Annotated in this window: 23 protein-coding genes and 1 pseudogene; 12 read left to right on the forward strand and 12 right to left on the reverse strand. The window is 70.7% G+C overall.

Annotated elements, in window-relative coordinates; all coding sequences use genetic code 11:
* Positions 1-94 precede the first annotated feature (94 nt).
* Positions 95-823, forward strand: coding sequence for a lysophospholipid acyltransferase family protein (locus ACFY5C_RS11100; protein WP_389443099.1), 729 nt, complete (start codon positions 95-97; stop codon positions 821-823).
* A gap of 12 nt (positions 824-835) precedes the next feature.
* On the opposite strand, the gene ACFY5C_RS11105 is transcribed toward ACFY5C_RS11100, so the two are convergent.
* From ACFY5C_RS11105 to ACFY5C_RS11125, 5 genes are all read right to left on the reverse strand, one after another.
* Positions 836-1,531: a B3/4 domain-containing protein gene (locus ACFY5C_RS11105; protein ID WP_389443101.1), complete on the reverse strand. Its 696-nt coding sequence runs from the start codon at positions 1,529-1,531 to the stop codon at positions 836-838.
* A gap of 20 nt (positions 1,532-1,551) precedes the next feature.
* Complete coding sequence (locus ACFY5C_RS11110) at positions 1,552-2,124, reverse strand: transglutaminase family protein (RefSeq protein WP_389443103.1); 573 nt, start codon at positions 2,122-2,124, stop codon at positions 1,552-1,554.
* Positions 2,125-2,208: 84 nt separating this feature from the next.
* Complete coding sequence (locus ACFY5C_RS11115; RefSeq protein ID WP_389443105.1) at positions 2,209-3,279, reverse strand: threonine aldolase family protein; 1,071 nt, start codon at positions 3,277-3,279, stop codon at positions 2,209-2,211.
* Complete coding sequence (locus tag ACFY5C_RS11120; RefSeq protein WP_389443383.1) at positions 3,276-4,025, reverse strand: SDR family NAD(P)-dependent oxidoreductase; 750 nt, start codon at positions 4,023-4,025, stop codon at positions 3,276-3,278. Before ACFY5C_RS11120 ends, ACFY5C_RS11115 begins: the two co-directional genes overlap by 4 nt.
* 44 nt (positions 4,026-4,069) lie before the next feature.
* Complete coding sequence (locus ACFY5C_RS11125; protein ID WP_389443107.1) at positions 4,070-5,467, reverse strand: DUF6421 family protein; 1,398 nt, start codon at positions 5,465-5,467, stop codon at positions 4,070-4,072.
* Between the two features lie 398 nt (positions 5,468-5,865).
* Here ACFY5C_RS11125 and ACFY5C_RS11130 point away from each other — a divergent pair, with 398 nt between their 5' ends.
* The gene (locus ACFY5C_RS11130; protein WP_389443109.1) at positions 5,866-6,549 is read left to right on the forward strand and encodes a glycerophosphodiester phosphodiesterase; all 684 of its coding nucleotides are present in this window, start codon (positions 5,866-5,868) and stop codon (positions 6,547-6,549) included.
* An 18-nt stretch (positions 6,550-6,567) separates the two neighbouring features.
* Here ACFY5C_RS11130 and ACFY5C_RS11135 read toward each other — a convergent pair whose 3' ends face one another.
* Positions 6,568-7,116 (reverse strand): GNAT family N-acetyltransferase, encoded by a 549-nt coding sequence (locus ACFY5C_RS11135; RefSeq protein ID WP_389443111.1) that lies wholly within the window; start codon positions 7,114-7,116, stop codon positions 6,568-6,570.
* Positions 7,117-7,188: 72 nt separating this feature from the next.
* Between ACFY5C_RS11135 and ACFY5C_RS11140 the strand changes: the two genes are divergently transcribed.
* On the forward strand, positions 7,189-7,581 hold the full coding sequence (locus tag ACFY5C_RS11140; protein WP_389443113.1) for a VOC family protein: 393 nt from the start codon (positions 7,189-7,191) through the stop codon (positions 7,579-7,581).
* Here the strand turns inward: ACFY5C_RS11140 and ACFY5C_RS11145 are convergent.
* Positions 7,578-8,492 (reverse strand): N-acetyltransferase, encoded by a 915-nt coding sequence (locus tag ACFY5C_RS11145; protein ID WP_389443114.1) that lies wholly within the window; start codon positions 8,490-8,492, stop codon positions 7,578-7,580. The two genes, ACFY5C_RS11140 and ACFY5C_RS11145, sit on opposite strands and share 4 nt — an antisense overlap.
* A gap of 166 nt (positions 8,493-8,658) precedes the next feature.
* On the opposite strand from ACFY5C_RS11145, the gene ACFY5C_RS11150 reads away from it, so the two are divergent.
* Positions 8,659-9,423 (forward strand): VOC family protein, encoded by a 765-nt coding sequence (locus tag ACFY5C_RS11150; protein WP_389443116.1) that lies wholly within the window; start codon positions 8,659-8,661, stop codon positions 9,421-9,423.
* Positions 9,424-9,472: 49 nt separating this feature from the next.
* On the opposite strand, the gene ACFY5C_RS11155 is transcribed toward ACFY5C_RS11150, so the two are convergent.
* Positions 9,473-10,009, reverse strand: a complete 537-nt coding sequence (locus ACFY5C_RS11155; protein WP_389443118.1) for a MarR family winged helix-turn-helix transcriptional regulator — start codon at positions 10,007-10,009, stop codon at positions 9,473-9,475.
* Complete coding sequence (locus ACFY5C_RS11160; protein WP_389443120.1) at positions 10,006-11,493, reverse strand: FUSC family protein; 1,488 nt, start codon at positions 11,491-11,493, stop codon at positions 10,006-10,008. The genes ACFY5C_RS11155 and ACFY5C_RS11160 overlap by 4 nt, the downstream gene beginning before the upstream one ends.
* A 178-nt stretch (positions 11,494-11,671) precedes the next feature.
* On the opposite strand from ACFY5C_RS11160, the gene ACFY5C_RS11165 reads away from it, so the two are divergent.
* The 5 genes and pseudogenes from ACFY5C_RS11165 to ACFY5C_RS11185 all read left to right on the forward strand — a co-directional run bounded on the left by ACFY5C_RS11165 (position 11,672) and on the right by ACFY5C_RS11185 (position 15,774).
* On the forward strand, positions 11,672-12,235 hold the full coding sequence (locus tag ACFY5C_RS11165; RefSeq protein WP_389443385.1) for a DUF5134 domain-containing protein: 564 nt from the start codon (positions 11,672-11,674) through the stop codon (positions 12,233-12,235).
* 117 nt (positions 12,236-12,352) lie between these two features.
* Positions 12,353-13,307: pseudogene (locus tag ACFY5C_RS11170) on the forward strand (M56 family metallopeptidase).
* Positions 13,308-13,459: 152 nt separating this feature from the next.
* A complete protein-coding gene (locus ACFY5C_RS11175; RefSeq protein ID WP_389443122.1) occupies positions 13,460-14,131 on the forward strand; it encodes a phosphatase PAP2 family protein in 672 nt (223 codons plus the stop codon).
* Positions 14,132-14,207: 76 nt separating this feature from the next.
* Complete coding sequence (locus tag ACFY5C_RS11180; RefSeq protein ID WP_389443123.1) at positions 14,208-14,933, forward strand: HAD family hydrolase; 726 nt, start codon at positions 14,208-14,210, stop codon at positions 14,931-14,933.
* Positions 14,934-15,087: 154 nt separating this feature from the next.
* Complete coding sequence (locus ACFY5C_RS11185) at positions 15,088-15,774, forward strand: TetR/AcrR family transcriptional regulator (protein WP_389443125.1); 687 nt, start codon at positions 15,088-15,090, stop codon at positions 15,772-15,774.
* On the opposite strand, the gene ACFY5C_RS11190 is transcribed toward ACFY5C_RS11185, so the two are convergent.
* Entirely contained in the window at positions 15,762-17,258 is a 1,497-nt protein-coding gene (locus ACFY5C_RS11190; RefSeq protein ID WP_389443127.1) for an LVIVD repeat-containing protein, read from the reverse strand. The genes ACFY5C_RS11185 and ACFY5C_RS11190 overlap by 13 nt on opposite strands.
* A gap of 65 nt (positions 17,259-17,323) precedes the next feature.
* On the opposite strand from ACFY5C_RS11190, the gene ACFY5C_RS11195 reads away from it, so the two are divergent.
* Positions 17,324-18,007 carry a DUF305 domain-containing protein gene (locus ACFY5C_RS11195; protein ID WP_389443129.1) on the forward strand — a complete coding sequence of 228 codons (684 nt, stop codon included), beginning with the start codon at positions 17,324-17,326 and terminating at the stop codon, positions 18,005-18,007.
* A 48-nt stretch (positions 18,008-18,055) separates the two neighbouring features.
* Here ACFY5C_RS11195 and ACFY5C_RS11200 read toward each other — a convergent pair whose 3' ends face one another.
* Positions 18,056-18,520, reverse strand: coding sequence for a DUF6214 family protein (locus ACFY5C_RS11200; RefSeq protein WP_389443131.1), 465 nt, complete (start codon positions 18,518-18,520; stop codon positions 18,056-18,058).
* A 208-nt stretch (positions 18,521-18,728) separates the two neighbouring features.
* Here ACFY5C_RS11200 and ACFY5C_RS11205 point away from each other — a divergent pair, with 208 nt between their 5' ends.
* Both ACFY5C_RS11205 and ACFY5C_RS11210 read left to right on the forward strand, forming a co-directional pair.
* The gene (locus ACFY5C_RS11205) at positions 18,729-20,084 is read left to right on the forward strand and encodes an FAD-dependent oxidoreductase (RefSeq protein WP_389443133.1); all 1,356 of its coding nucleotides are present in this window, start codon (positions 18,729-18,731) and stop codon (positions 20,082-20,084) included.
* Positions 20,085-20,119: 35 nt separating this feature from the next.
* A complete protein-coding gene (locus tag ACFY5C_RS11210) occupies positions 20,120-21,550 on the forward strand; it encodes a nucleobase:cation symporter-2 family protein (RefSeq protein ID WP_389443135.1) in 1,431 nt (476 codons plus the stop codon).
* Here ACFY5C_RS11210 and ACFY5C_RS11215 read toward each other — a convergent pair.
* Complete coding sequence (locus tag ACFY5C_RS11215; protein WP_389443137.1) at positions 21,473-21,823, reverse strand: ArsR/SmtB family transcription factor; 351 nt, start codon at positions 21,821-21,823, stop codon at positions 21,473-21,475. The two genes, ACFY5C_RS11210 and ACFY5C_RS11215, sit on opposite strands and share 78 nt — an antisense overlap.
* Positions 21,824-21,850: the final 27 nt, after the last annotated feature.

Here is a 21,850-nt window from a genome sequence, read left to right on the forward strand (position 1 = left end):
GGCACGATCTGCGACAAGCCGTAAACCTACGGCTGCGTAACTTTTCCACTGGGAGCGTCCTTCCCAGGCAGAGAAGGAAGGGTCCACCCCGTCCATGGCAGAGCTTGTCTACCGTCCCGTCGTCGGTTTCGCCCAGGCGTTGTTCAAGGTGTGGGACCTCAAGATCGACTGCCAGGGATCGGAGAACATTCCACGCTCGGGCGGCGCCGTGCTGGTGAGCAACCACATCAGCTATCTGGACTTCGTCTTCAACGGCCTGGCGGCACTCCCGCAGAAGCGCCTGGTGCGCTTCATGGCGAAGGAATCGGTGTTCCGGCACAAGATCTCCGGTCCGCTGATGCGCGGGATGAAGCACATCCCGGTGGACCGCAAGCAGGGTGAGACTGCGTACGCCCACGCGCTGGACTCGCTGCGGTCCGGTGAGATCATCGGGGTGTTCCCGGAGGCCACCATCTCGCAGTCGTTCACGCTGAAGAGCTTCAAGTCGGGTGCCGCCCGGATGGCCCAGGAGGCCGGCGTGCCGCTGATCCCGATGGCCGTGTGGGGCACGCAGCGCCTGTGGACCAAGGGCCACCCGCGCAACTTCAAGCGCAGCCACACCCCGATCACCATCCGCGTCGGCGAGGCGATCGAGGCCTCCAAGGACAAGTACGCGGGCGCGATCACCCGCCAGCTGCGCGGGCGAGTCCAGGAGCTGCTGGAGGCCGCCCAGCGCGCCTACCCCGTGCGCCCGAAGGACGCGGACGACACCTGGTGGATGCCGGCCCACCTCGGCGGCACGGCGCCCACGCCGGAGCAGGTGCGCGAGGCCGACGCGCACTGAGGCCCGACCGGTTCAGCAGGTCGGGGGACGCACCGTGATGCGCGCTCCCGGGCTGAACTTCTCGAGGAGTTGGGCGAGTTCGGCCGCTGCCTGCTCGGCTGCGGAGACCGGCACGGGTGGCAGGGTCTCCAGGAGGAAGATCCCGGAGACTGACTCCTCGGTGAGCCGGGTGCGCGGCCCCTGGCGCCAGTTCCAGCGGCGGCAGGTCACGCCCGCGTCGTCGCGCCACACGACCTCGCCCGCGTCCGGGTGTTCGACGACCTCCTCGCCGCCGGCGACGGTCACGAAGTCCTCGTCGCCGGTGGCGCGCACCAGGCGCATGCCGCCCTCGATGTGGTCGATGTCCTCGCCACCGACGGGGATGAGGTGGGCGACGCTGATGGCGTTGTAGACGTCCACCAACAGGTTGATCCGGGGCAGTCCCGCCTCCGACAGTGCCCTTTTGGCCAGCGCCTCCGCGGAGTTGCGGGTCCGGGACGGCTTCGACCCGAACGCCGTGTAGAGCTCGCGCCAGGCCGCCATGTGCGGGTCCTCCTGCGGAGCACCCCCGTCGAGGCGTACGGCGAGCCGGCGGGCCGCGTCGTCGAGCAACCCGGAACTCGCCTCACTGCTCGGCCCGTTGACCAGACCGTGCGCCTCGACCGCCACGTGGGTGAAGCCGGGCGCCAGTGCGCGCACCTCGTCGGAGACGGTCAGGGTGAGGGTCATGGTCCGCCTTGTCTCGGGGTTCACAGTGCGGCGGGCAGGGTCTGCCACAGATACGGCCGGTCGGGGGCGGCCTTGAGGGCATCGAGCACGACCGGGTGCGGTGCAGCATACAGGACTGGATAGTCCATCTCATTGGACGCCGGATCGGGCGTGAAGGCCAACCGCTCGCCGTCGAGCGAGAACTGGGCGTCCACGCCAGGCTTGTTGCCCCGCGGATCCTGCCGATGCCAGGCACCGTTGAACCGCACGGCGACCAAGCCGTGCACCACGTCGAACTTCTGGTAGCACAGCGCCGCCGGAATGTCCTCGGCCCGCAGCAACGCGGCCAGCGCGTGCGACTTGGCGTAGCAGATACCGGTGCCCAGCGTCAGGACGTCGGAGGCGCGCCAGGTGACGCGGGGATCGCCCGAGTCCTGTGAGTGCGGGACGGTGTCACGCACGTACTCGAACGCCACCCGCGCATACTCATACGAGTCCGCCACGCCACAAGCAAGCCTCGCGGCTACCTCACGAACGACTGGATGGTGATGGTCGATCACCTCGTCAGCACCCAAGTAGGCGGAGAGGTCGGCGGTTTGCTGCATCATCTGCATGAGCGCAGAGCGTAGGCGGGGGCGTTCGAGCCCGTCAATCAACTTTCCATGTGCTGCATAGCTATGCACCACCCGGCCCGTCGGCTAGCGGGCCATCTCCTCCTTCAGCGCCGCCACGAACGCGTCCACGTCGTCCTCGGTCGTGTCGAACGCGCACATCCAGCGCACGACGCCCGCCGCCTCGTCCCAGAAGTAGAAGCGGAACCTCTTCTGGAGTCGCTCGCTCACGTCGTGCGGGAGCTTGGCGAACACGCCGTTGGCCTGCACGGGGTAGAGGATCTCGACGCCGTGCACGGCGCGCACGCCCTCGGCGAGGCGCTGGGCCATCTCGTTGGCGTGCCGGGCGTTGCGCAGCCACAGGTCCTTGGCGAGCAGGGCCTCCAACTGCACCGACACGAAGCGCATCTTGGAGGCGAGCTGCATGGACAGCTTGCGCAGGTGCTTCATGTGGCTGACGGCGTCCTGGTTGAGGACGACGACCGCCTCGCCGAACAGGGCGCCGTTCTTGGTGCCGCCGAGGGAGAGGATGTCGACGCCGACCGCGTTGGTGAACGTCCGCATGGGGACGTTCAGGGAAGCGGCCGCGTTGGCTATCCGGGAGCCGTCCAGGTGCACCTTCATGCCGTGCGCGTGGGCGTGGTCGCAGATCGCGCGGATCTCGTCCGGCGTGTAGAGGGTGCCGAGTTCGGTGCTCTGGGTGATCGACACGACCTGCGGCATCGCCCGGTGCTCGTCCTCCCAGCCGTACGCCTGCTTGTCGATCAGCTCGGGGGTGAGCTTGCCGTCGGGCGTGGGCACGGTGAGCAGCTTGAGGCCGCCCATCCGCTCCGGTGCGCCACCCTCGTCGACGTGGATGTGCGCGCTCTCGGCGCAGATCACCGCGCCCCAGCGGTCGGTGACCGCCTGGAGTGCGACGACGTTCGCACCGGTGCCGTTGAACACGGGGAACGCCTCGGCGCCGGCACCGAAGTGGCTGCGCACGATCCGCTGGAGGTTCTCGGTGTAGTCGTCCTCGCCGTACGCGACCTGGTGCCCGCCGTTGGCCAGGGCGAGGGCGGCGAGCACCTCGGGGTGGGCACCGGCGTAGTTGTCACTGGCGAAGCCGCGGACGTCCGGGTCGTGGTGACGGCGGGCGTCGGTCTTCGGAGGGTTCACGGCTTCTCGGTCAGCCACAGGCGGTTTCCGTTCACTTCGGCGGCGGGCTTGTCCCAGACGCCGACGACGGCATCGGCCAGGTCCTTGACGTCCGTGAAGCCCGCGAACTTCGCGTTGGGGCGGTCGGCGCGCATCGCGTCGTGCACCAGCGCCTTGACCACCAGGATGGCAGCCGCGGAGGTCGGCCCCTCGGGGCCCCCGGCCTTGCGGAAGGCGTCGGCCAGCGCGAGCGTCCAGGCCTCGGCGGCGGCCTTGGCGGCGGCGTACGAGGCGTTGCCCGCGGTCGGCTTCGACGCGCCGGCGGCGCTGATCAGCACATACCGTCCCATCGCGCTGCGCTGGAGGCCCTCGAAGAAGGCCAGCGAGGTGTGCTGCACGGTGCGGATCAGCAGCAGTTCCAGGAAGTCCCAGTCGTCGAGACTCGTCTTGATGAAGGTCTCGCTGCCGCGCCAGCCGCCGACGAGATGGACCAGGCCGTCGACGCGGCCGAAGTCCTTCTCGATACGGTCCGCCCACTCGCGGGTGGCCTCACGGTCGAGCAGGTCGACCGTGTCCCCGACGACGGTGGCCCCGCCGTGCGCGTAGCTCGCCGCGTCCACGGCCTCGGCGAGCCGCTCCGGGTCGTTGTCCGAGCCGATGACGGTCGCGCCCGCCTCGGCCAGTCGCAGCAGCGCCGCCTGCCCGGCGGGTCCGCCCGCGCCGGCCACCGCGATCACCGCACCGCTGAGAGCTCCGTTCCCCGCCATCTTCTTCGCCTCCTGCTGAGCTGTGTTCTCGGTGCCGCGGTCGCTCACGCGGCGATCCGCTCGGTGCCGTCCGCCGTGATGCCCTTGGTGGAGGCGATCACGTTCTTGAGTTTCTTGGACAGGGCCTCATAGAACATGCTCAGCGGAAACTCGTCCGGAAGCACGTCATCGACGAGCTTGCGCGGCGGCAGGCTCAGGTCGAGGGCGTCGGGACCCTTGGCCCACTTGGAGCCCGGGTGCGGGGAAAGGTAGGCGGAGACGAGCTCGTAGCCCGCGAACCAGTGGACGAGCTTCGGGCGGTCGATGCCGTCGCGGTACAGCGTCTCGATCTCGGCGCACAGCTGGTTGGTGACCTGCGGGGCGCGCTGCCAGTCGATGAACAGCTTGTTGTCGGTCCAGCGGACGACGTCGTGCTTGTGCAGGTAGGCGAAGAGGAGCTGGCCGCCGAGGCCGTCGTAGTTGCGCACGCGCTCGCCGGTGACCGGGAAGCGGAACATGCGGTCGAAGAGCACCGCGTACTGCACGTCACGGGCCTGCGGGACGCCGTCGGCCTGGAGCTTCACGGCCTCCCTGAAGGCGGTGAGGTCGCAGCGCAGCTCTTCGAGGCCGTACATCCAGAACGGCTGGCGCTGCTTGATCATGAACGGGTCGAACGGCAGGTCGCCGTGGCTGTGGGTGCGGTCGTGAACCATGTCCCACAGGACGAAGGCCTCCTCGCAGCGCTTCTGGTCGTGGACCATCGCGGCGATGTCCTCGGGCAGCTCCAGGCCGAGGATGTCGACGGCCGCGTCAGTGACGCGGCGGAAGCGGGCGGCCTCGCGGTCGCAGAAGATGCCGCCCCAGGTGAAGCGCTCCGGGGCCTCGCGCACGGCGATCGTCTCGGGGAAGAGGACGGCGGAGTTGGTGTCGTAGCCGGCCGTGAAGTCCTCGAACTTGATGCCGCAGAACAGCGGGTTGTCGTAACGGGTGCGCTCCAGCTCGGCCAGCCAGTCCGGCCAGACCATGCGCAGGACGACCGCTTCGAGGTTGCGGTCGGGGTTGCCGTTCTGCGTGTACATCGCGAAGACGACGAGGTGCTGGAGGCCGTCCGCGCGGTTCGCGGCGGGCTGGAAGGCCAGCAGCGAGTCGAGGAAGTCGGGCACCTGGAAGCCTGCCTCGGCCCAGCGGCGCAGGTCCTTCACGAGAGCCTCGTGGTAGGCGGCGTCGTGCGGCAGCAGCGGGGAGAGCTCCACGACCGCGTCCACGACACGCCGTACGGCGGCCTCGGCGTCCGCCCGCTCAGGCGCGCCCTCGACCTCGAAGTCGATAGACCCGTCCTTGGACTGCCATGGCCGGATCTGCTCCACGGCATCCTTGAGCACCGGCCATGCCGGGTGCTCCACCACCCTGGCCGCAGGAGGAACCTGCTCCTCCGTAGCCGTCTGCACAAGAATTTCCGTCATGTCCCATCCTCCACGGGAGAACCTCGCGTATGGAGACCGTATACACACGAGGTTCCTCCCAGCAAGAGGAGGCCCCGGAAATTATCCTGCACACCCCCATGGTCACCGTAACTTTTGCTGTCGGTCACTCTGATGGCGCATACCCCGTCCATGCGTGGGCATGCGCCCGGACAAGCCAGGTGGCCCACAGCGGCAGGTCAATCCCTGCGGGACTCGCCCACGGCAGAGTGACCATCCGCAGGGGTGCGATCCAGGCACGGCATGACCACTGCCGCAAACCCTGCGTACACGTGGGGTTCATCACGCGCCGGGGCCACTAGGCTGCGGATCTGCCGCGCGAACAGCCCCCTCCGGTTTGCGCGCACGCCGAGCCGCCGTCGACGGAAGCGAGTTGAACCTTGAACTTCCTTACCATCGGTCACCGCGGAGTCATGGGTGTCGAACCCGAGAACACCCTCCGTTCCTTCGTCGCCGCCCAGCAGGCCGGCCTCGACGTCATCGAACTCGATCTCCACCTGAGCAAGGACGGCGCCCTCGTCGTCATGCACGACACCGATGTGGACCGCACGACCGACGGCACCGGCGCGATCGCCGACAAGACCCTCGCCGAGCTGCGTGCCCTGGACGCGGGCCGCGGCGAGCGCGTCCCGGTTTTCGAAGAGGTCCTCGACGCCGTGAGGTCTCCGCTGCAGGCCGAGATCAAGGACGTGGCGGCGGCTCGGGCGCTCGCCGAGGTGATGACCAAGCGGGACCTGGTCTCCCGGGTCGAGGTGTCCTCGTTCCACGACGACGCCGTCGCCGAGATCGCCCGGCTGGTACCCGGCGTACGGACCGCGCTGATCGCCAGCCGCTACGGCACCGACATCGTGGACCGCGCCGTCGAGGCCGGCGCGGCGACGGTCTGCCTCAACATCCGCCGGCTGACCCTGGAGGTCGTGGAGCACGCCCGCAAGGCGGACCTCAGGATCATCGGCTGGGTGGTCAACACCCAGGACCACCTGCGCCTGGTACGAGCCCTGGAACTGGACGGCGCGACCACCGACTACCCCGAGATCAAGCGCACCGGCCGTTTCACAGCCTGACCGGCCACCGCATGAACGTCACGCCAGCTCCTTGACCAACAGCTCGAACTGCAGGTCGGCACGCTGCGGGATGCCGAAGCGCTCGTCGCCGTACGGGAACGGGGTCATCCGTCCCGTACGGCGGTAGCCACGCCGCTCGTACCAGGCGATCAGGTCGTTCCGTACGGAGATCACGGTCATGTGCATCTCCGTGGCGCCCCAGGTCGCGCAAGCCTGCCGCTCCGCCTCCGCGATGATCACCTTGCCGAGTCCGGCGCCCTGGAGTGCGGGGCTGACCGCGAACATCCCGAAGTAGGCGTGCGCGCCACGGTGTTCGAGCTGGCAGCAGGCCACCAGCCGCCCGTTCTGCTCGACGGTGAGCAGCCGACTGTCGGGCGACTTGATGACCGCCAGCACCCCCTCCGGGTCGGTCCGCTGCCCTTCGAGGATGTCCGCCTCGGTCGTCCACCCGGCCCGGCTGGAATCCCCGCGGTAGGCGGACTCGATCAACGCGACCAGCGTGTCCACGTCGGCGTCGGTGGCGTCACGGAAGGTGAGTCCGTCGGCGGCGGTCGCGGTGGTGTCCATGGGGTTGCGTCTCCACTTCTCGGGCACGACACGGGCACCGCTGAGCGTAACGCGCCGCTAGGATCCCGCTGCATGGTGCACGTACTGAGCGGACGGACCCTGCTTCACCCCACCGACCCCGAGCGCTCCCGTGTCTTCTACGGCGAGCAGCTGGGCCTGGCCGTCCACCGCGAGTTCGGAACGGGGCCGGAGCGCGGCACCGTCTACTTCCTCGGCGGTGGCTTCCTGGAGGTCTCCGGCCGTTCCGAAACCCCGCCGTCCCCGGCCGTCCGGCTGTGGCTGCAGGTCGAGGACCTGGCGGCGGCACACGACGAGCTGCGGGGCAAGGGCGTCGAGATCGTCCGGCCGCCGGTGAAGGAGCCTTGGGGTCTCGTCGAGATGTGGATCGCCGATCCGGACGGGACACAGATCGTGCTGGTGGAGGTGCCCGCGGATCACCCGCTGCGCTACCGGCCCGGAATCTAGGGCCGGTGTTCCCAGCCTCGGTCGGTGCGGGTCAGTTCCCGGAAGCCTGCCGAGGTCAGGCGGTCGATCATCGTGGCGTCGGTTGCCCGTTCATAGGCGAGGAGCCGGTCCACTCCGCACAGCCGCAGCCAGTCGGCGGCCTGACCGAGCAGTCGGTGCGCCAGGCCGCCCTCGCCGTACACCGTCGGGTCGATGTGCAGGTTGCCGATGTCGGCGAGGCCCGTGCCGCGCGCGTGGCGTTCGGGCCGGGACAGGGACGTGTCGACCTCGATGAAGCCGAGGGCGCGCCCCTCGGCGTACGCCGTGAAGCGCGTGCCGCACTCCCCCAGCGTGCGGTCGACGGTCTCGCCCGGCCGCGGTTCGTGGGTCGGCAGGTCGGCCACGCGCGCGATCAGGATCACCTCGGTGTCGCCGGTGTGCCGGAAGCCCGCGCGCTCGTAGCGGGCACGGACGTGCGGCCAGGTGCGGGGCAGGCCGTAGACGGCCGGGGCGGGGAGCTCGCCGCTCGCGTACCGGGCGCGTACCTTCCAGCGGGCCAGCTGGGCCAGGCAGGCGTTCATCAGCAGGTCGGCGGCCTCGTCGGCGTCCGGCCGGAACGAGGCGGGCGGACGGCACACGAACCAGTCGATCTCGCCGATGTCGCGGTAGGCCGGGCCCACCTCGTCGTCCGCCCGGTAGCGCAGCAGATGGGCGGCGGCCACGACGTGCTGGCGCTGCTCGGCGACCAGGGTCACGCGCTCGCCGACCCAGGGGTCGGTGACGAACTCGTACGGCTGTCGCTCCAGAGCAGCGAGCACCGTGTTCACGGAGACGGAGACGCCGGGGACGACCGCGGCGACGTGCGTGTTGATCAGTTCGGTGAGCTGGTCGCGGTCGACACGGCGAAAGGGGCGCACCTCGAGCGCGGGCATGCGGGACCTCCGGTCGGAGAACGGTGTCGGGAGGCCGCCACGCGGTGCGGTACGGGGTCGAGGGTACGACGGTGGCGGCGCCGGGCTCCAGTGGAATTCCGCCGGATGGCCGGGGCCCTGGCAGAGGCTTAGCGTGCTGGAGGGGGTTTCCTGCGGGAGGAGCGCCATGAAGCTCGACAAGCCGGTGACCGGCGGACCCTGCTGGACCGAGCTCGGGACCAGCGACGTGGCCGCGGCCCAGCAGTTCTACGAGGGGTTGTTCGGCTGGCGCGCCGAGACCGATCCGCGTCAGGAGGCGGGCGGCTACACGGTCGCGCACCTCGGTGAAGCGGCGGTGGCCGCGCTGACGCCGCTGTACCAGGAGGGGCAGCCGGTGGCGTGGAACGTGTCGTTCGCGGTGCTGGACGCGGACGCCGCCGCCGCGCGGGTGGCGGAGGCCGGCGGCACTGTGCTGGTCGGCCCGATGGACGTGTTCGACGTGGGCCGCTTCGCGGTGGCCGTGGACCCCACGGGTGCGGTCTTCCAGCTCTGGCAGGCCCGGTCGTTCCCCGGAGCGGGAGTGCTCAGCGCACCCGGCGCACTGGGCTGGGTGGAACTGCTGACCCGGGCGCCCGAGCGGGCCGTGGAGTTCTACACGACGGTGTTCGGCTGGAGCGTCAACGCCTCGGAGCACTACACGCAGTGGGGCATCGACGGCGACGACTTCGGCGGCATGCTGACGATGGACGACAAGTTCCCGCACGAGGTGCCTGCGCACTGGCTGCCGTACTTCGCCGTGGTGGACGTGGACAGCATGGCGGCGGACGCGACCGAGGCGGGCGGCACCGTTCTCATGGAGCCCACCTCCCTCCCCGACGGACCGCGGATCGCCGTACTGCGGGACCCGCAGGGAGCGGTGTTCGGCGTGTACCGCGCGGCCGACGAGAAGTGACACCGCCCGACCGTACGGCCGGCGGGCGTGGAGACCGCCGACGACCGGGTCAGCCGCGCAGCGCGCCCAACTGGCCCTCCAGGCGGCCGAGCAACTCGCTGAGCATGGACGCCAGTTCGTCCTGTCCCTGCGGGTCGACGCCGGACAGTACGGCCGTCTCGTAGGCGAGCTGTTCGGGCAGGATGCCGTCGACCAGGTCGCGGCCCGTGTCGGTGAGGCGGACATGGGCGACGCGGCGGTCGCGGGTGTCGCCGCGGCGCTCCACCAGGCCGCGCTCGGTCAGCTGCTTGAGGCGTTTGGTGACGGCGGCGCCCGAGGAGAAGGTCTCCCGGGCGAGTTCGCTGGGGGTCAGCTCGTGGCCGGTGCGGCGCAGCGCACCGAGCAGGTCGAACTCCGGGCGGCTGAGGCCCGCCCGGCGCAGGGGGGCGTCCTCGGCCTGCTGGAGAAGGGCGGCACAGCGGTTGATGCGGCCGATGATCTCCATCGGGGCGGTGTCGAGGTCGGGGTGGACGGTCTGCCACTGCCGGACCACGGCGGCCACCGTGTCCCGTCTCGTCCCGGTCGGCCCGCCGTTCGTCGCCGTCATGGCCGTACGCCCTCCGTCGTGTCGCCTGTCCGCTGGTCCGGGCGCGGTCCCTGGCTACGCCCCGTGGCCGCGAGCGTACGGGGTCCGCTCCGCTCGGCGCGCACGACCCGCTGCCACCGCCGGTCCGGTACGGCCACCGCGGCGACGAGGCCGACCAGCGCGCCGACCAGGGTGTCCATGACCCGCTCGGTGATCAGCCGCCCGGGCTCCTGGAACCCGGCGAACTCGGTGATGAGCAGCGCCATCGGGGTCACGCAGACGCTGCCGAGCCAATAGTTGCGGCTGATCAGCGCTTCGGCACCGAAGTTGAGGGCGAGGCAGCACACGACGAGGGCGATCTCGCCGGTGTGGGCAAGTGGGACAAGCGCGGCGAAGAGGAGGACGCCCAAGAGGTTGCCGATGACGCGTTGGACGCCGCGGCCCCAGGTGAGGGTGAGATCGGCCTGGTAGAGGCACGCCGCGGTGACCATGGCCCAGTAAGGGCGGCCGATCCCGAGGGCGAGCGAGGCGTATCCGGCGAGGGCGCAGCCGAGGGTGGTGCGCAGGGCGAGGGGGGCCAGGGGGACGAGGCGGCGCCACAGCGGGTCGGAGGGCGAGGTGCGTTCGGTGCCGATGTCCGCGAGGTCGTCGAGGTCCGGCACGGGCCGGGTGCCCCGCACCTGCCGGGCCCAGGTGCGCAAGCGCTCGGGGTCGGCGTCGGCGGGGGCGGCGAGGGCGACGTCGGCGCGCACGACGAGGCGTCCGAGGGCGCGGCGCGTCTCGGAGGCACGGCCGGAGCGGCCCGCGGACTGCAGCGCCTGCCGGGCGGCGTGCAGGGCAGCGGTGGCGTGGGCACGGGCGCGTTGGTCGCCCGTGGTCGGGGTGCTCGTCGCGTCTGTACCCCCGGTGCCGCCCGTCTCGACGTACGCAGCAGCCGCGTGCAGGGCGGCCGCAGTGGCCCGGCGCTCCGGGCCGTGCGGTCGCAGCAGGCCCGGTGCCATGCCGACCAGCCAGGCCCAGGCCGCTGCCGTGGCCGCGAGGCCGACGTGCCCGGGGATCTGGACGAAGGACTGCGGGGCGAACAGGGCGGCGGAGCTGATGAAGGTGAGCACCACGTTGCCCGGCGGACCGATACGGGTCGCGTCGCACAGCGTCTTCTGCACGGCGGCCAGTACCGCGCCCACGGTGACCAGAACGACGGCACTGCTGGTGAGCGAGGCCGCGACCAGCGCCGTGGCCAGGCCGCCGAGCATGCCGAGCGCGACCCATGCCAAGGTGCGGGCCCGGGCGGCGTAGGGGCGGTTGTGCGCGTAGAGCGCGCACAGGGATCCGGCCATCGTGTACATCGCCAGGTCCAGCCGGCCCAGGAGCAGCAGGGCGAGGTTGGGCGGGGCGACGGCGCCGACCACGCTCAGGGCGGGCTTGAACCAGATGTCCGACGGCCGGCCGAGACGCAGCACCCCGACGAGCGGATGGCGACCGCTCGTACCCATCACCAGTTTCATGACCGTCACCTTAGCAAGTGTTTTACTCGTAAAGCATAGGCTGGGATGCGGGGCATCCGATGCGGTAGGACCTGCCGTGCTCCGCCGAATGCTCCCCGCGTACACCCTTGCGCTCGCATGCGCGCCGGACGACCGGGGCATCGACGGACTGTCCGACACCGTCGAGCGGGAGGTGCGCGTGCACGGACCGGCTTCGTACGGCTGGCTGCTGGTCGCGCTGTGTGCGGCGACCGGGGCCTACTGTCTGCTGCGGATGCGCAGCCATGTCGAGGAGCAGCGCCGGGCCGCGGGCGGCGAGGCGCTGATGGGCTTCGGCATGGCAGCGATGGCGGTGCCTGCCGCGGTGTTCACGCCGCCGACGTGGGCCTGGCCCCTCTACGCGGCCGTGTTCGGCGCCGCGGCCCTGCAGGCCCTGTGGTCGGCACGGGCGAGCGCACACCATCTGCACCACATGGTGGGAGCCTCGGCCATGGTCTACATGGCGGTCGCGATGGCCGCCTCACCCGGCCGTCACGGCGGGCACGGCGATTTCGGCATCCCGCTCCTGACGGCCGCTCTGCTCCTGTACTTCACGGGCTACGTGCTGTTGTCCGGCGTCCGGTTGTTGCCCGTGAGCGTCGCCACGGGTGGCGGGAGCGGGGGCGGGGGTGGAGCCGTCGGATGGGGCGACCGGCCCGAGCTGGCGCGGGCCTGCCGGCTGTCGATGGGGATCGCCATGGTGGCCATGCTGCTAACCCTCTGACGTGCCGCTGATGCCCTGAAGGGCCGTCGGCTCCCCGCAGGGGCGCGGCCGTGGTCTGTGTCACTTGCCGCCGCGGTCCGCACCCTTGAGCGGTGCGCCCCTCATAGGGTGCTGCCCATGATGGACCCCGCAGCACTGCTGCTGCTCGGCGCCCTGACCGCCGTGGTCGCCCCTCGGATGCTCGCCCGGGCCAACTGGCCGGACCGTGAACCGGTGGTCGCGCTGTGGGCGTAGCTGGGGGTACCCCCTCTGGGGGAGCGTGGTGGCGGCCGTACTCCTGTGCTGTGCCCTGTCGATGACGCTCAGTGCGGCGGCCGCGTGGCAGGCGGTGCGCGGCCATGTGTTCGCCCCGGCGCCGAGTGCCGTGGTGGAGGCGTACGCGCTCGGGGTGGGCGGCCCCTGGGCGGCGACCACCGCGGTGACGCTCGCGTGCGGTGGGCTGTGGACCGTGGCGATGCTGGTGCGCGAGGTCGCACGCGCGCGTGTCCGGCGTCGGCGGCGACGGGGCGAACTCCTCGTGCGTGCCCCGCTGTTGCCCGGCGAGACGACCGGGATCGACCGGCTGATGATCCTGGAGGGCGAGCGCTCGGACGCCTGGTGGCTGCCCGGTGCGGCGCCCCGGCTCGTCATCACCACCGCCGCGCTGCGCCGCCTCAAGGGGCGGCAACTGGACGCCGTCCTCGCCCATGAGCAGGGGCACGCACAGGCCCGGCACGACTGGCTGCTGCACTGTTCGGGTGCGCTGGCGGGCGGGTTCCCGCAGGTGCCGGTGTTCGCCGCGTTCCGCGACGAGATGCACCGGCTGGTCGAACTCGCCGCCGACGACACGGCGTCCCGCCGCTTCGGCCGGCTGACGACCGCCCTCACCCTTGTCGAACTCAACGAGGACCGGGGCGTGTTCGGCCCCTCCCCGACCGACCGGGCGCAGGTGCCGCAGCGAGTGGACCGGCTGCTGGCTCCCCCGGACCGGCTCACGGCCGGCCGGCGGCTCCGGCTGACGGCGGCTGCCGCGCTGGTGCCGGTGGTACCGGTCCTGGTGGCGTTCGTGCCGGGGTTGCGGGCGCTGGGATAGCCGGGGCAGCCGAGGGGTACCCGGTCCGGTCCGGGGGTGCGCCCCCGGGGGCCGCCCGGCACGAGCAGGACGGCCCGGTACTCCTGTGGCGGGCGTCGCAAATGCATCCCCTGCATTGGCCTCTTGCCCCATCCGTCGGCGAGGATCGCACTATGCACACCCAGTCCGTCGAATCCCCGCCCCGCCCGCCGGCCGAGCGCAGGACCGTCAGCTGGGCCGGTGCCCTGGCCGTGGGCTCCACGCTGCTGCTCGCCCTGGTCGCGCTGCGGTGGGGCCCGCTGATGACCCTCGACAGCGACGTCGCCCGGACCACGCATCGCTGGGCGGTCGACGAGAGCGGTGTCACGCAAGCGTTCCGTATCCTGACGGACTGGGTCTGGGATCCGTGGACGATGCGGCTGCTGACGTTCGCGGCCGCGATCTGGCTGGTGTGGCGCAGAGCCGCGCGCTGGACGGCCGTATGGCTGGTAGCAACATGTGCGCTCGCCACACTGGTCCAGCAGTCCCTGAAGGCCCTGGTCGACCGCCCGCGCCCCGTCTGGCCCGACCCCGTCGACTCCGCCCATTACGCCGCCTATCCCTCCGGTCACGCCATGACGGCCACCGTGGTCTGCGGCCTCCTGCTGTGGCTCCTGCACCGCTACGGCGCCGACCGCGCCCTGTGGCGTACGGCCGTCGCGGTGGCCGTGGTCTCCGTAACCGGCGTCGGACTGACCCGGGTGTGGCTGGGCGTCCACTGGGCCACGGACGTCGTCGGCGGCTGGCTGCTGGGCGGGCTGGTCGTGGTGCTGGCGGTGCGGGCCTACGCCCGGTGGCTGAGCTGAACCGTCCGCACGGCCCGTCTTGTCTCGAGCGGCGATCTTCCCGCGCCGTGGCACGCGGCCTCGTAGGATCCGCTGCATGACCGCAGTTCTGTTCGATTTCTCCGGAACCCTCTTCCGTGTCGAGTCCACCGAGTCCTGGCTGCGCGGAGCGCTCGCCGAGGCCCAGGTCGAGCTTGCCGAGGCCGAGTTGGTCGAGGCCGCGCAGGCGCTGGAGGCCATGGGCGCCCTGCCGGGCGGGGTTGATCCGTCCTGGCTGCCCGAGGACGTCGCGAGTGTCTGGGGAGTGCGGGACAAGAGCGAGGAACTGCACCGGGCGGCCTACACCGGGCTCTCCCGGCATGTGCCGCTACCCGACGACCGGTTGCACGACCTGCTCTACGACCGCCACATGACACCGGCCGCGTGGGGCCCGTACCCCGATGCCGCCGACGTGCTGCGGGAGCTGTGTGAGCGCGGCATCGACGTCGGGGTGGTGAGCAACATCGGCTGGGATCTGCGACCGGTGTTCCGGGAGCACGGTCTCGATCCGTATGTCGACACGTACGTGCTGTCGTACGAGCACGGCATCCAGAAGCCCGACCGCCGCCTCTTCGAGGCGGCCTGCGCGGCGCTGGACGCCGGTCCTCGCGATGTCGTCATGGTCGGCGACAACCGTCGGGCCGACGGCGGCGCGGCCGCGCTGGGCTGTGCGGTGCACTTCGTCGACCATCTGCCGGCCGACCAACGGCCGGACGCACTGCGGCCGGTGCTGGATCTCGTGGTCCCGCGGGCGAACGGTTCCAGCCCTGGGGCGAACAAGTAGCCTCCGGCCACCATCCGGAAACAGGGGTCGGGTCCGCCCTGGACGATCCCCCGTGTCGCCCAGGGCAGACAGCAACCCCGGCCAGGCCCACTACGGGCCGGACCGGACGCGTTGAGTATAGTTGGCTGGCAGCCAGTCAACGCAGGAGTCCAGCATGTCCCCGCGCAGCGCGTCGGTCAATGAAGAGTTGCGGCGGCGTTCCCGGGAGCGGCTTCTGCAGGCGGCGGTGGAGCTGGTCAGCGAGCGTGGTTACGACGCCACCACGCTGGGTGACATCGCGGACAGGGCGGGCTCGGCGCGGGGCCTGGTGTCGTACTACTTCCCCGGCAAACGCCAGCTCGTGCAGTCCGCCGTGCACCGGCTGATGCACGGCACCCTGGAGGAGGCGCTGGAGCGCGAGCCGCGTACCGAGGACGGACGGGAGCGGATGGCCAGGGCCATCGACGCGATCCTCGGCCTGGCCCGGGACCGGCCCGTGCTGATGCGCCAGCACATGGCGGGAATCCTGCAGGCCGAGGGCTTCGTGCAGTGCCCGGAGCAGCGGCGCCTGGCCGAACTGCTGCGCGACACCTGCGTACGGTACGGCTCACCGGACGCGGATGCCGACTACCCGATGCTCCGCGCGCTGCTCATGGGTGCGGTCTATGCGGCACTGGTGCCCGGGGTGCCGATGCCCGTGCCGGTGCTGCGGGCCGAGTTGTTCAAGCGCTACGGGCTGGACCGGGGACTGGGAGTCCCGCCGGGCCCGGAGGCCGTGCCCGGCGGGACGTGCGACACGGATCTGTCGCGGTTCTTCGCGACCGGGTCAGCACCCGGCTGCCCTGAGGGTCAGTCGAAGTAGTCCGGCTGTGTCTGGACGTTGAGTTCGCGCATGTGGACCCAGCGGGCCGGGGCCGTGCGCCGGTCGTCGATCTTCAGGACGTCGAAGCCCCGGGCGTACTCGTTGGAGTAGATGTAGCCGTTGTAGTAGTACGCCGACCACGAGCCGCCCGACTTGATCGTGTCCGTGGTCAGCGGGCCGCGGTCGAAGTAGGCGATCTCCTTCGGGTTGTCCGAGTCGGTGAACTCCCAGACGGAGACGCCGCCCTGGTACCAGGCCTGGACCATGATGTCGCGCCCCTTGACCGGGATCAGCGAGCCGTTGTGGGCGACGCAGTTCTCGGTGTCCGCCTGGTGACGGGGGATCTTGAAGTAGCTGCGGAAGACGAGCTTGCGCTTGTCGCCCTTGCCGACGATGTCGTAGATGCCGTCGGCACCGCGGTCCGGGCCGATCTCCGCGTTGCAGGTGGCCGCGCCGCCGCCGCCCAACTCGTCGGTGAAGACGACCTTGTTCGCCTTCTGGTTGAAGGTCGCCGAGTGCCAGAACGCGAAGTTCACGTCGTCCCGGACCTGGTCGATGACCTTCGGGCGCTCCGGGTCCTTGATGGACAGCAGGATGCCGTCACCCATGCAGGCGCCCGCGGCCAGGTCCTTCGAGGGCAGCACCGTGATGTCGTGGCAGCCGGTGGTCTTGCGGACACCGCCGGGCGGACCCGGGTTGCCGCCGCCGTCCGGGCCCTCACCGGGGAAGAGCACCGGGAAGTCGACGACCCGGGCCTTCTCGGGTGAATGGCGCGGAACCTTGATGATGGAGATGCCGTCGTGCGGCGGCTGGCAGTCGGGGTAGCCGGCGTCCGGCGAGTACGAGGAGACGTAGACGTAGACGTTCCTGCGCTCGGGCACCAGTGTGTGGGTGTGGGAGCCGCAGGCGGTCTCGACGGCGGCGACGTACCTGGGGTTCGTCTTGTCGCTGATGTCGAAGACCTTCATGCCCTCCCATGAGGACTTCTCGGTCGCGGGCTGGGTGGTGCTGTTGCAACTGCTGTCGCTGCGCGAGGAGTCGGTGGACAGGAACAGCAGGTCACCGGAGACGGAGATGTCGTTCTGCGAGCCAGGGCACAGGACCTGGGCGATGGTCCTGGGCGCCTTCGGGTCGCTGATGTCGAAGACGTTGAAGCCGTCGTAGTTGCCGGCGAAGGCGTACCTGCCCTGGAAGGCGATGTCCGAGTTGGTGCCCTGCAGTGCGTCCTTGGGGACGTGGGCCAGGTGCTGGATGTTGTCGGAGTGGACGATCTCGTCCTGACCGGGTATCTCGCCGTCCGCGAGGGCCTCGCGGACCTCGGCCCGGGTCCTCTCGGAGACCTCCTTCTCCGCGACGGGGCCGTCCCCCGGGTCGGGGGTCGCGACAGCCGGCTGCGCGGTGAGCAGCGCGGCCATGAGCCCGGCAGCGGCAGCAGCAACTGCCAGGCGTCTGCGTCGCGTTCGGGGATTGCTGAACAGGATCACTGTTTTTCCTCCCTCGTGCCGTTCACACTGGAACGGTTCACGCACGCCCGAGTATCGTCTTCATCATGCACATTTCAAGAGCGGGCAATAGACATGTAACGAAAGCGCCTTGCCGCCGGGCGCGCTTCGCTACGGCCTCCCTGGCCGCCCTGACCGTGCTCGTGCTCGGCGGCTGCGACTCCGATTCCGACGCCGAGTCGGCCTCCCAGAGCGGGCCCTCGGTGATCGTGCCGGGCAAGCCCGGGGAGTCGAACCAGGTGCTGTCCGCCGAGGAGGCGGCACGGCAGCGCGCCGAGGACGACTCCCCCAACTCGGCGGACGTCTCCTACGCGCGGATGATGATCGAGCACCACTCCCAGGCCCTGGAAATGACCGAACTCGCCCCGGACCGGGCCGAATCGGCGCAGGTAAGGAAACTCGCCGAGCGCATCGGCGCCGCGCAGGGCCCGGAGATCACCGCCATGAAGGGCTGGCTGAAGAACCACGGCAAGACCGAGAAGAGCGACGGCCACGAGCACGGATCGATGCCCGGCATGGCGACCGAGTCACAGCTGGAGAAGCTGCGGGCCGCGCGGGGGAAGGCGTTCGACCAGCTGTTCCTCACCTTGATGATCACCCATCACGACGGGGCGGTCACCATGGCCACCGATGTGAAGGGGCAGGGCAACAACATCCAGATCGAGGAGATGGCCGACGAGGTGGTCGCTCAGCAGACGAGCGAGGTCACTCGGATGCGGGACATGCTCTGACGGCCCCGGCCGCCACGTCCACCGGAACGGCTGCCGCCGGGGGCGTGCTCAGCGGCGGGCCCGGCGCCGGGTCAGGAAGCCCGCGTCGCGCGCCTGCCCGATCAGCCTGAGCGACTTCCGGCGGTCCTGCCCCGTCGCGCGCATCACCGCGAGGACGGGGTCGACGCCCTGCTCCTGGGCCGCACGGTACTTCTGTGCCACCAGCCACTGCCCCTCGACGCCCCGGGGCCAGGCCGGCACGACCGGACCGGACCCGGCCTCCTCACCGTCCGCCCCGGACCCGGCCCCGACCCCGCACGCCTCGGAGAGGGGAGTCTCGATCCAGTCGGCGAGCGCCGTGAGGTCGTCGAGGGACAGGGCCGGCTCGGCCCGTACGTCCTCGATGGAGACGCACCCCTCGGACACCACGGCGAGCGCGTCGACCCGGGCGCCGTCGCCGAACTCCAGCCGGACCCCGAACCACGCGGTGGCCCCGGCGTCGTCCCGCACTGCCCACGCGGGCCACACGGACACGGCACCGTCCGTCGCACGGCGATCGGAAAGATTAAGAAAGGATGCTTCCAGCACACACGCAACGTAACCGCATGATCACATTCCATACGAACGAACACGCGTCCCGTCCGGCGCACAGCACCCTGTCAGCGGAGCGGAAGCGGTGCGATGCTGGACTCGAGAGCGACTCCTGAAACCCTCGAAGGTCCCTCGGACAAGGAGTTCCGCCGTGCTGCATGTCGCCGTGGTCGGCTCCGGGCCGAGCGGGTGCTACACCGCCCAGAGCCTCGTACAGCAGGACCCCGACGTGGTCGTCGACGTCCTGGACCGGTTGCCGTGCCCGTACGGCCTGGTGCGCTACGGGGTGGCGCCGGACCACGAGAAGATCAAGTCCCTGCAGAACAATCTGCGGACCGTCCTGGAGCACGAGCGGGTGCGGTTCCTCGGCGGCGTCCAGATCGGCCCGGACGGCGTGCCGACGGCCCGGTTGCGGGAGCTGTACCACGCCGTCGTGTACTGCGTGGGCGCCGCCACCGACCGGCATCTCGGGATTCCCGGCGAGGACCTGCCGGGCAGCTGGTCGGCGACCGAGTTCGTGTCCTGGTACAGCGCCCATCCGGACGCCATCGACGACGGCTACGTCCTCGGCGCGCGCTCGGCGGTGGTCATCGGCGTCGGGAACGTCGCGGTCGACGTCACGCGGATACTCGCCCGGGGCACGGCCGAGCTGAGCCCCACCGACATGCCGCAGGCGGCACTCACCGCCCTCGCCGCGAGCCGGGTGACCGACATCAGCATGGTGGGCCGGCGCGGCCCCTCGCAGGCTCGCTTCACCACCAAGGAGCTCCGCGAGCTGGGCACCCTGCCGGACACCGAAGTGACGGTGGATCCGCAGGAACTGGCGATCGATCCGGCCTACGCCGACCCCTCCGCCCTGCCCGCCCCGCAGCGCCGCAACGTGGAGGCGCTGCGCGGCTGGGCCGAGGCCCCGGCACGGGACGTCGGCCACCGCATCGCGCTGCGCTTCTTCCTGCGCCCCGTCGAACTCCTCGCCGATGCCGGACGCGTGGGCGCGGTCCGCTTCGAGCGGACGGCACCCGACGGGCAGGGCGGGGTGACGGGCACCGGCCGGTACGAGGACATCGAGGCCCAGTTGGTGCTGCGTTCCGTCGGCTATCGCGGGATCCCCCTGGAGGGCCTCCCGTTCGATCCCGCGACCGGCACGGTCCCGCATCTCGCCGGCCGCGTCCTGCGCGAGGGCCTCGTCGCGCAGGGCGAGTACGTGGCCGGCTGGATCAAGCGCGGGCCCACGGGCGTCATCGGCAGCAACCGTCCGTGCGCGAAGGAGACGGTGATGTCGCTGCTGGAGGACGCCTCCGTGCTCGTACGGAGGGAACTGCCCGAGGATCCGCTCACGGCACTGCGCGCCGAGGGCATCGACCCGGTCGAGTGGCAGGGTTGGTGCGCGATCGAGCGGGCGGAGGTGGAGCTGGGTGCGTCGCTGGGCAGGGGTGTGGTGAAGCTCCCCGACTGGGAGTCGCTGATGAACGCCGCGCACGGCAACGAAGCAGCAACACCGCCGTAATCAACACTCTGTGCAAGGGGCCTACGGTCTCGCCCATGACCGCAACCGCGCCCGTGCACCCCGTCGACGAGATCCCGCCCAAACGCCAGTTGGCCGCCTTCGGCCTGCAACACGTCCTCGCGATGTACGCCGGCGCCGTCGCCGTCCCCCTCATCGTCGGCGGCGCGATGAAGCTCCCGCCCGCGGACCTGGCGTATCTGATCACCGCCGACCTGCTGGTGTGCGGCATCGCGACGCTGATCCAGTGCATCGGCTTCTGGCGCTTCGGCGTACGGCTGCCGATCATGCAGGGCTGCACCTTCGCCGCCGTGTCGCCGATGGTCCTCATCGGCACCACGGGCGGCGGACTCCCCGCGATCTACGGCTCGGTGATCGTCGCGGGCCTCGCGATCGTGCTGCTGGCACCGGTCTTCGGAAGACTGCTCCGGTACTTCCCTCCCCTCGTCACCGGCACCGTGATCCTGATCATCGGGCTGTCGCTGCTGCCGGTCGCCGGCAACTGGGCGGCGGGCGGAGCCGGTTCGGCGGACTTCGGGGAGCCCGAGAACCTCGCACTCGCGGCGTTCGTCCTGGTGGTGGTGCTCGGGGTGCAGCGGTTCACGCCGGCGTTCCTGAGCCGGATCGCGGTGCTGATCGGCATCGTGTTCGGGCTCGCGGTGGCGGTGCCGTTCGGGTTCACGGACTTCGACGGGGTCGGGGACGCCGACTGGGTGGGGGTCAGCACGCCGTTCCACTTCGGGGCGCCCACCTTCGAGTTCTCGGCCATCGTGTCGATGCTGGTGGTGGCGCTGGTGACGATGACCGAGACGACCGGTGACCTGATCGCGGTCGGCGAGATGACGGACCGCAAGGTCGAGCCGCGCTCCCTTGCGGACGGCCTGCGCGCCGACGGCCTGTCGACCGTGCTGGGCGGCGTCTTCAACACCTTCCCGTACACGGCGTACGCACAGAACGTGGGCCTCGTCGGCATGACCCGCGTACGCAGCCGCTGGGTGGTCGCGACCGCGGGCGGGATCCTCGTGCTGCTCGGCCTGCTGCCCAAGCTGGGCGCGGTGGTGGCGGCGATACCGGCTCCGGTGCTGGGCGGTGCGGGTCTGGTGATGTTCGGGACCGTGGCCGCCAGCGGCCTCAGGACGCTCACCCAGGTGGACTTCAAGGGCAACAACAACCTGACGGTGGTGGCCGTTTCCGTGGCCATGGGCATGCTGCCGGTCGGTGTGCCGACGGTCTACGAGAAGTTCCCGGACTGGTTCCAGACGGTCATGAACAGCGGGATCAGCGCGGGCTGTCTGACGGCGATCGTGCTGAACCTGCTCTTCAACCACCTGCCCGCGAAGGCCGATTCAGGCCGTGCAGATGGTTCAGGTGGTTCAGGTGGTTCAGCGGATTCAGGCGCCGAGCCGGACGGCCTGTCTGGCGGCGGCGTCGAGAAGGGCGTCGAGAAGTCCCGGGAAGAGGCCGTCTAGGTCGTCCTTGCGCAGGCCGTTCATCTTGGCCGTGCCCCGGTAGACCTGCTGGATCACACCGCTCTCGCGCAGCACCCGGAAGTGATGCGTGGTGGTGGACTTGGTCACGGGCAGGTCGAACTGCGAGCAGGAGAGCTCGTCGCCGACGGCGGCGAGCTCTCGCACGATCTGCAGCCGCATCGGGTCGGACAGCGCGTGCAGCACGCCTTCCAGACGGATCTCCTCGCGCGCCGGGTGCGGGAGGTCACGGCTGCTCACAGCGGGGCTGGTCACGGCGGCTCCACTTCATCGGGTGCCCGC

This window comes from Streptomyces sp. NPDC012935, assembly GCF_042900345.1.
Taxonomy (GTDB): Bacteria; Actinomycetota; Actinomycetes; order Streptomycetales; family Streptomycetaceae; genus Streptomyces.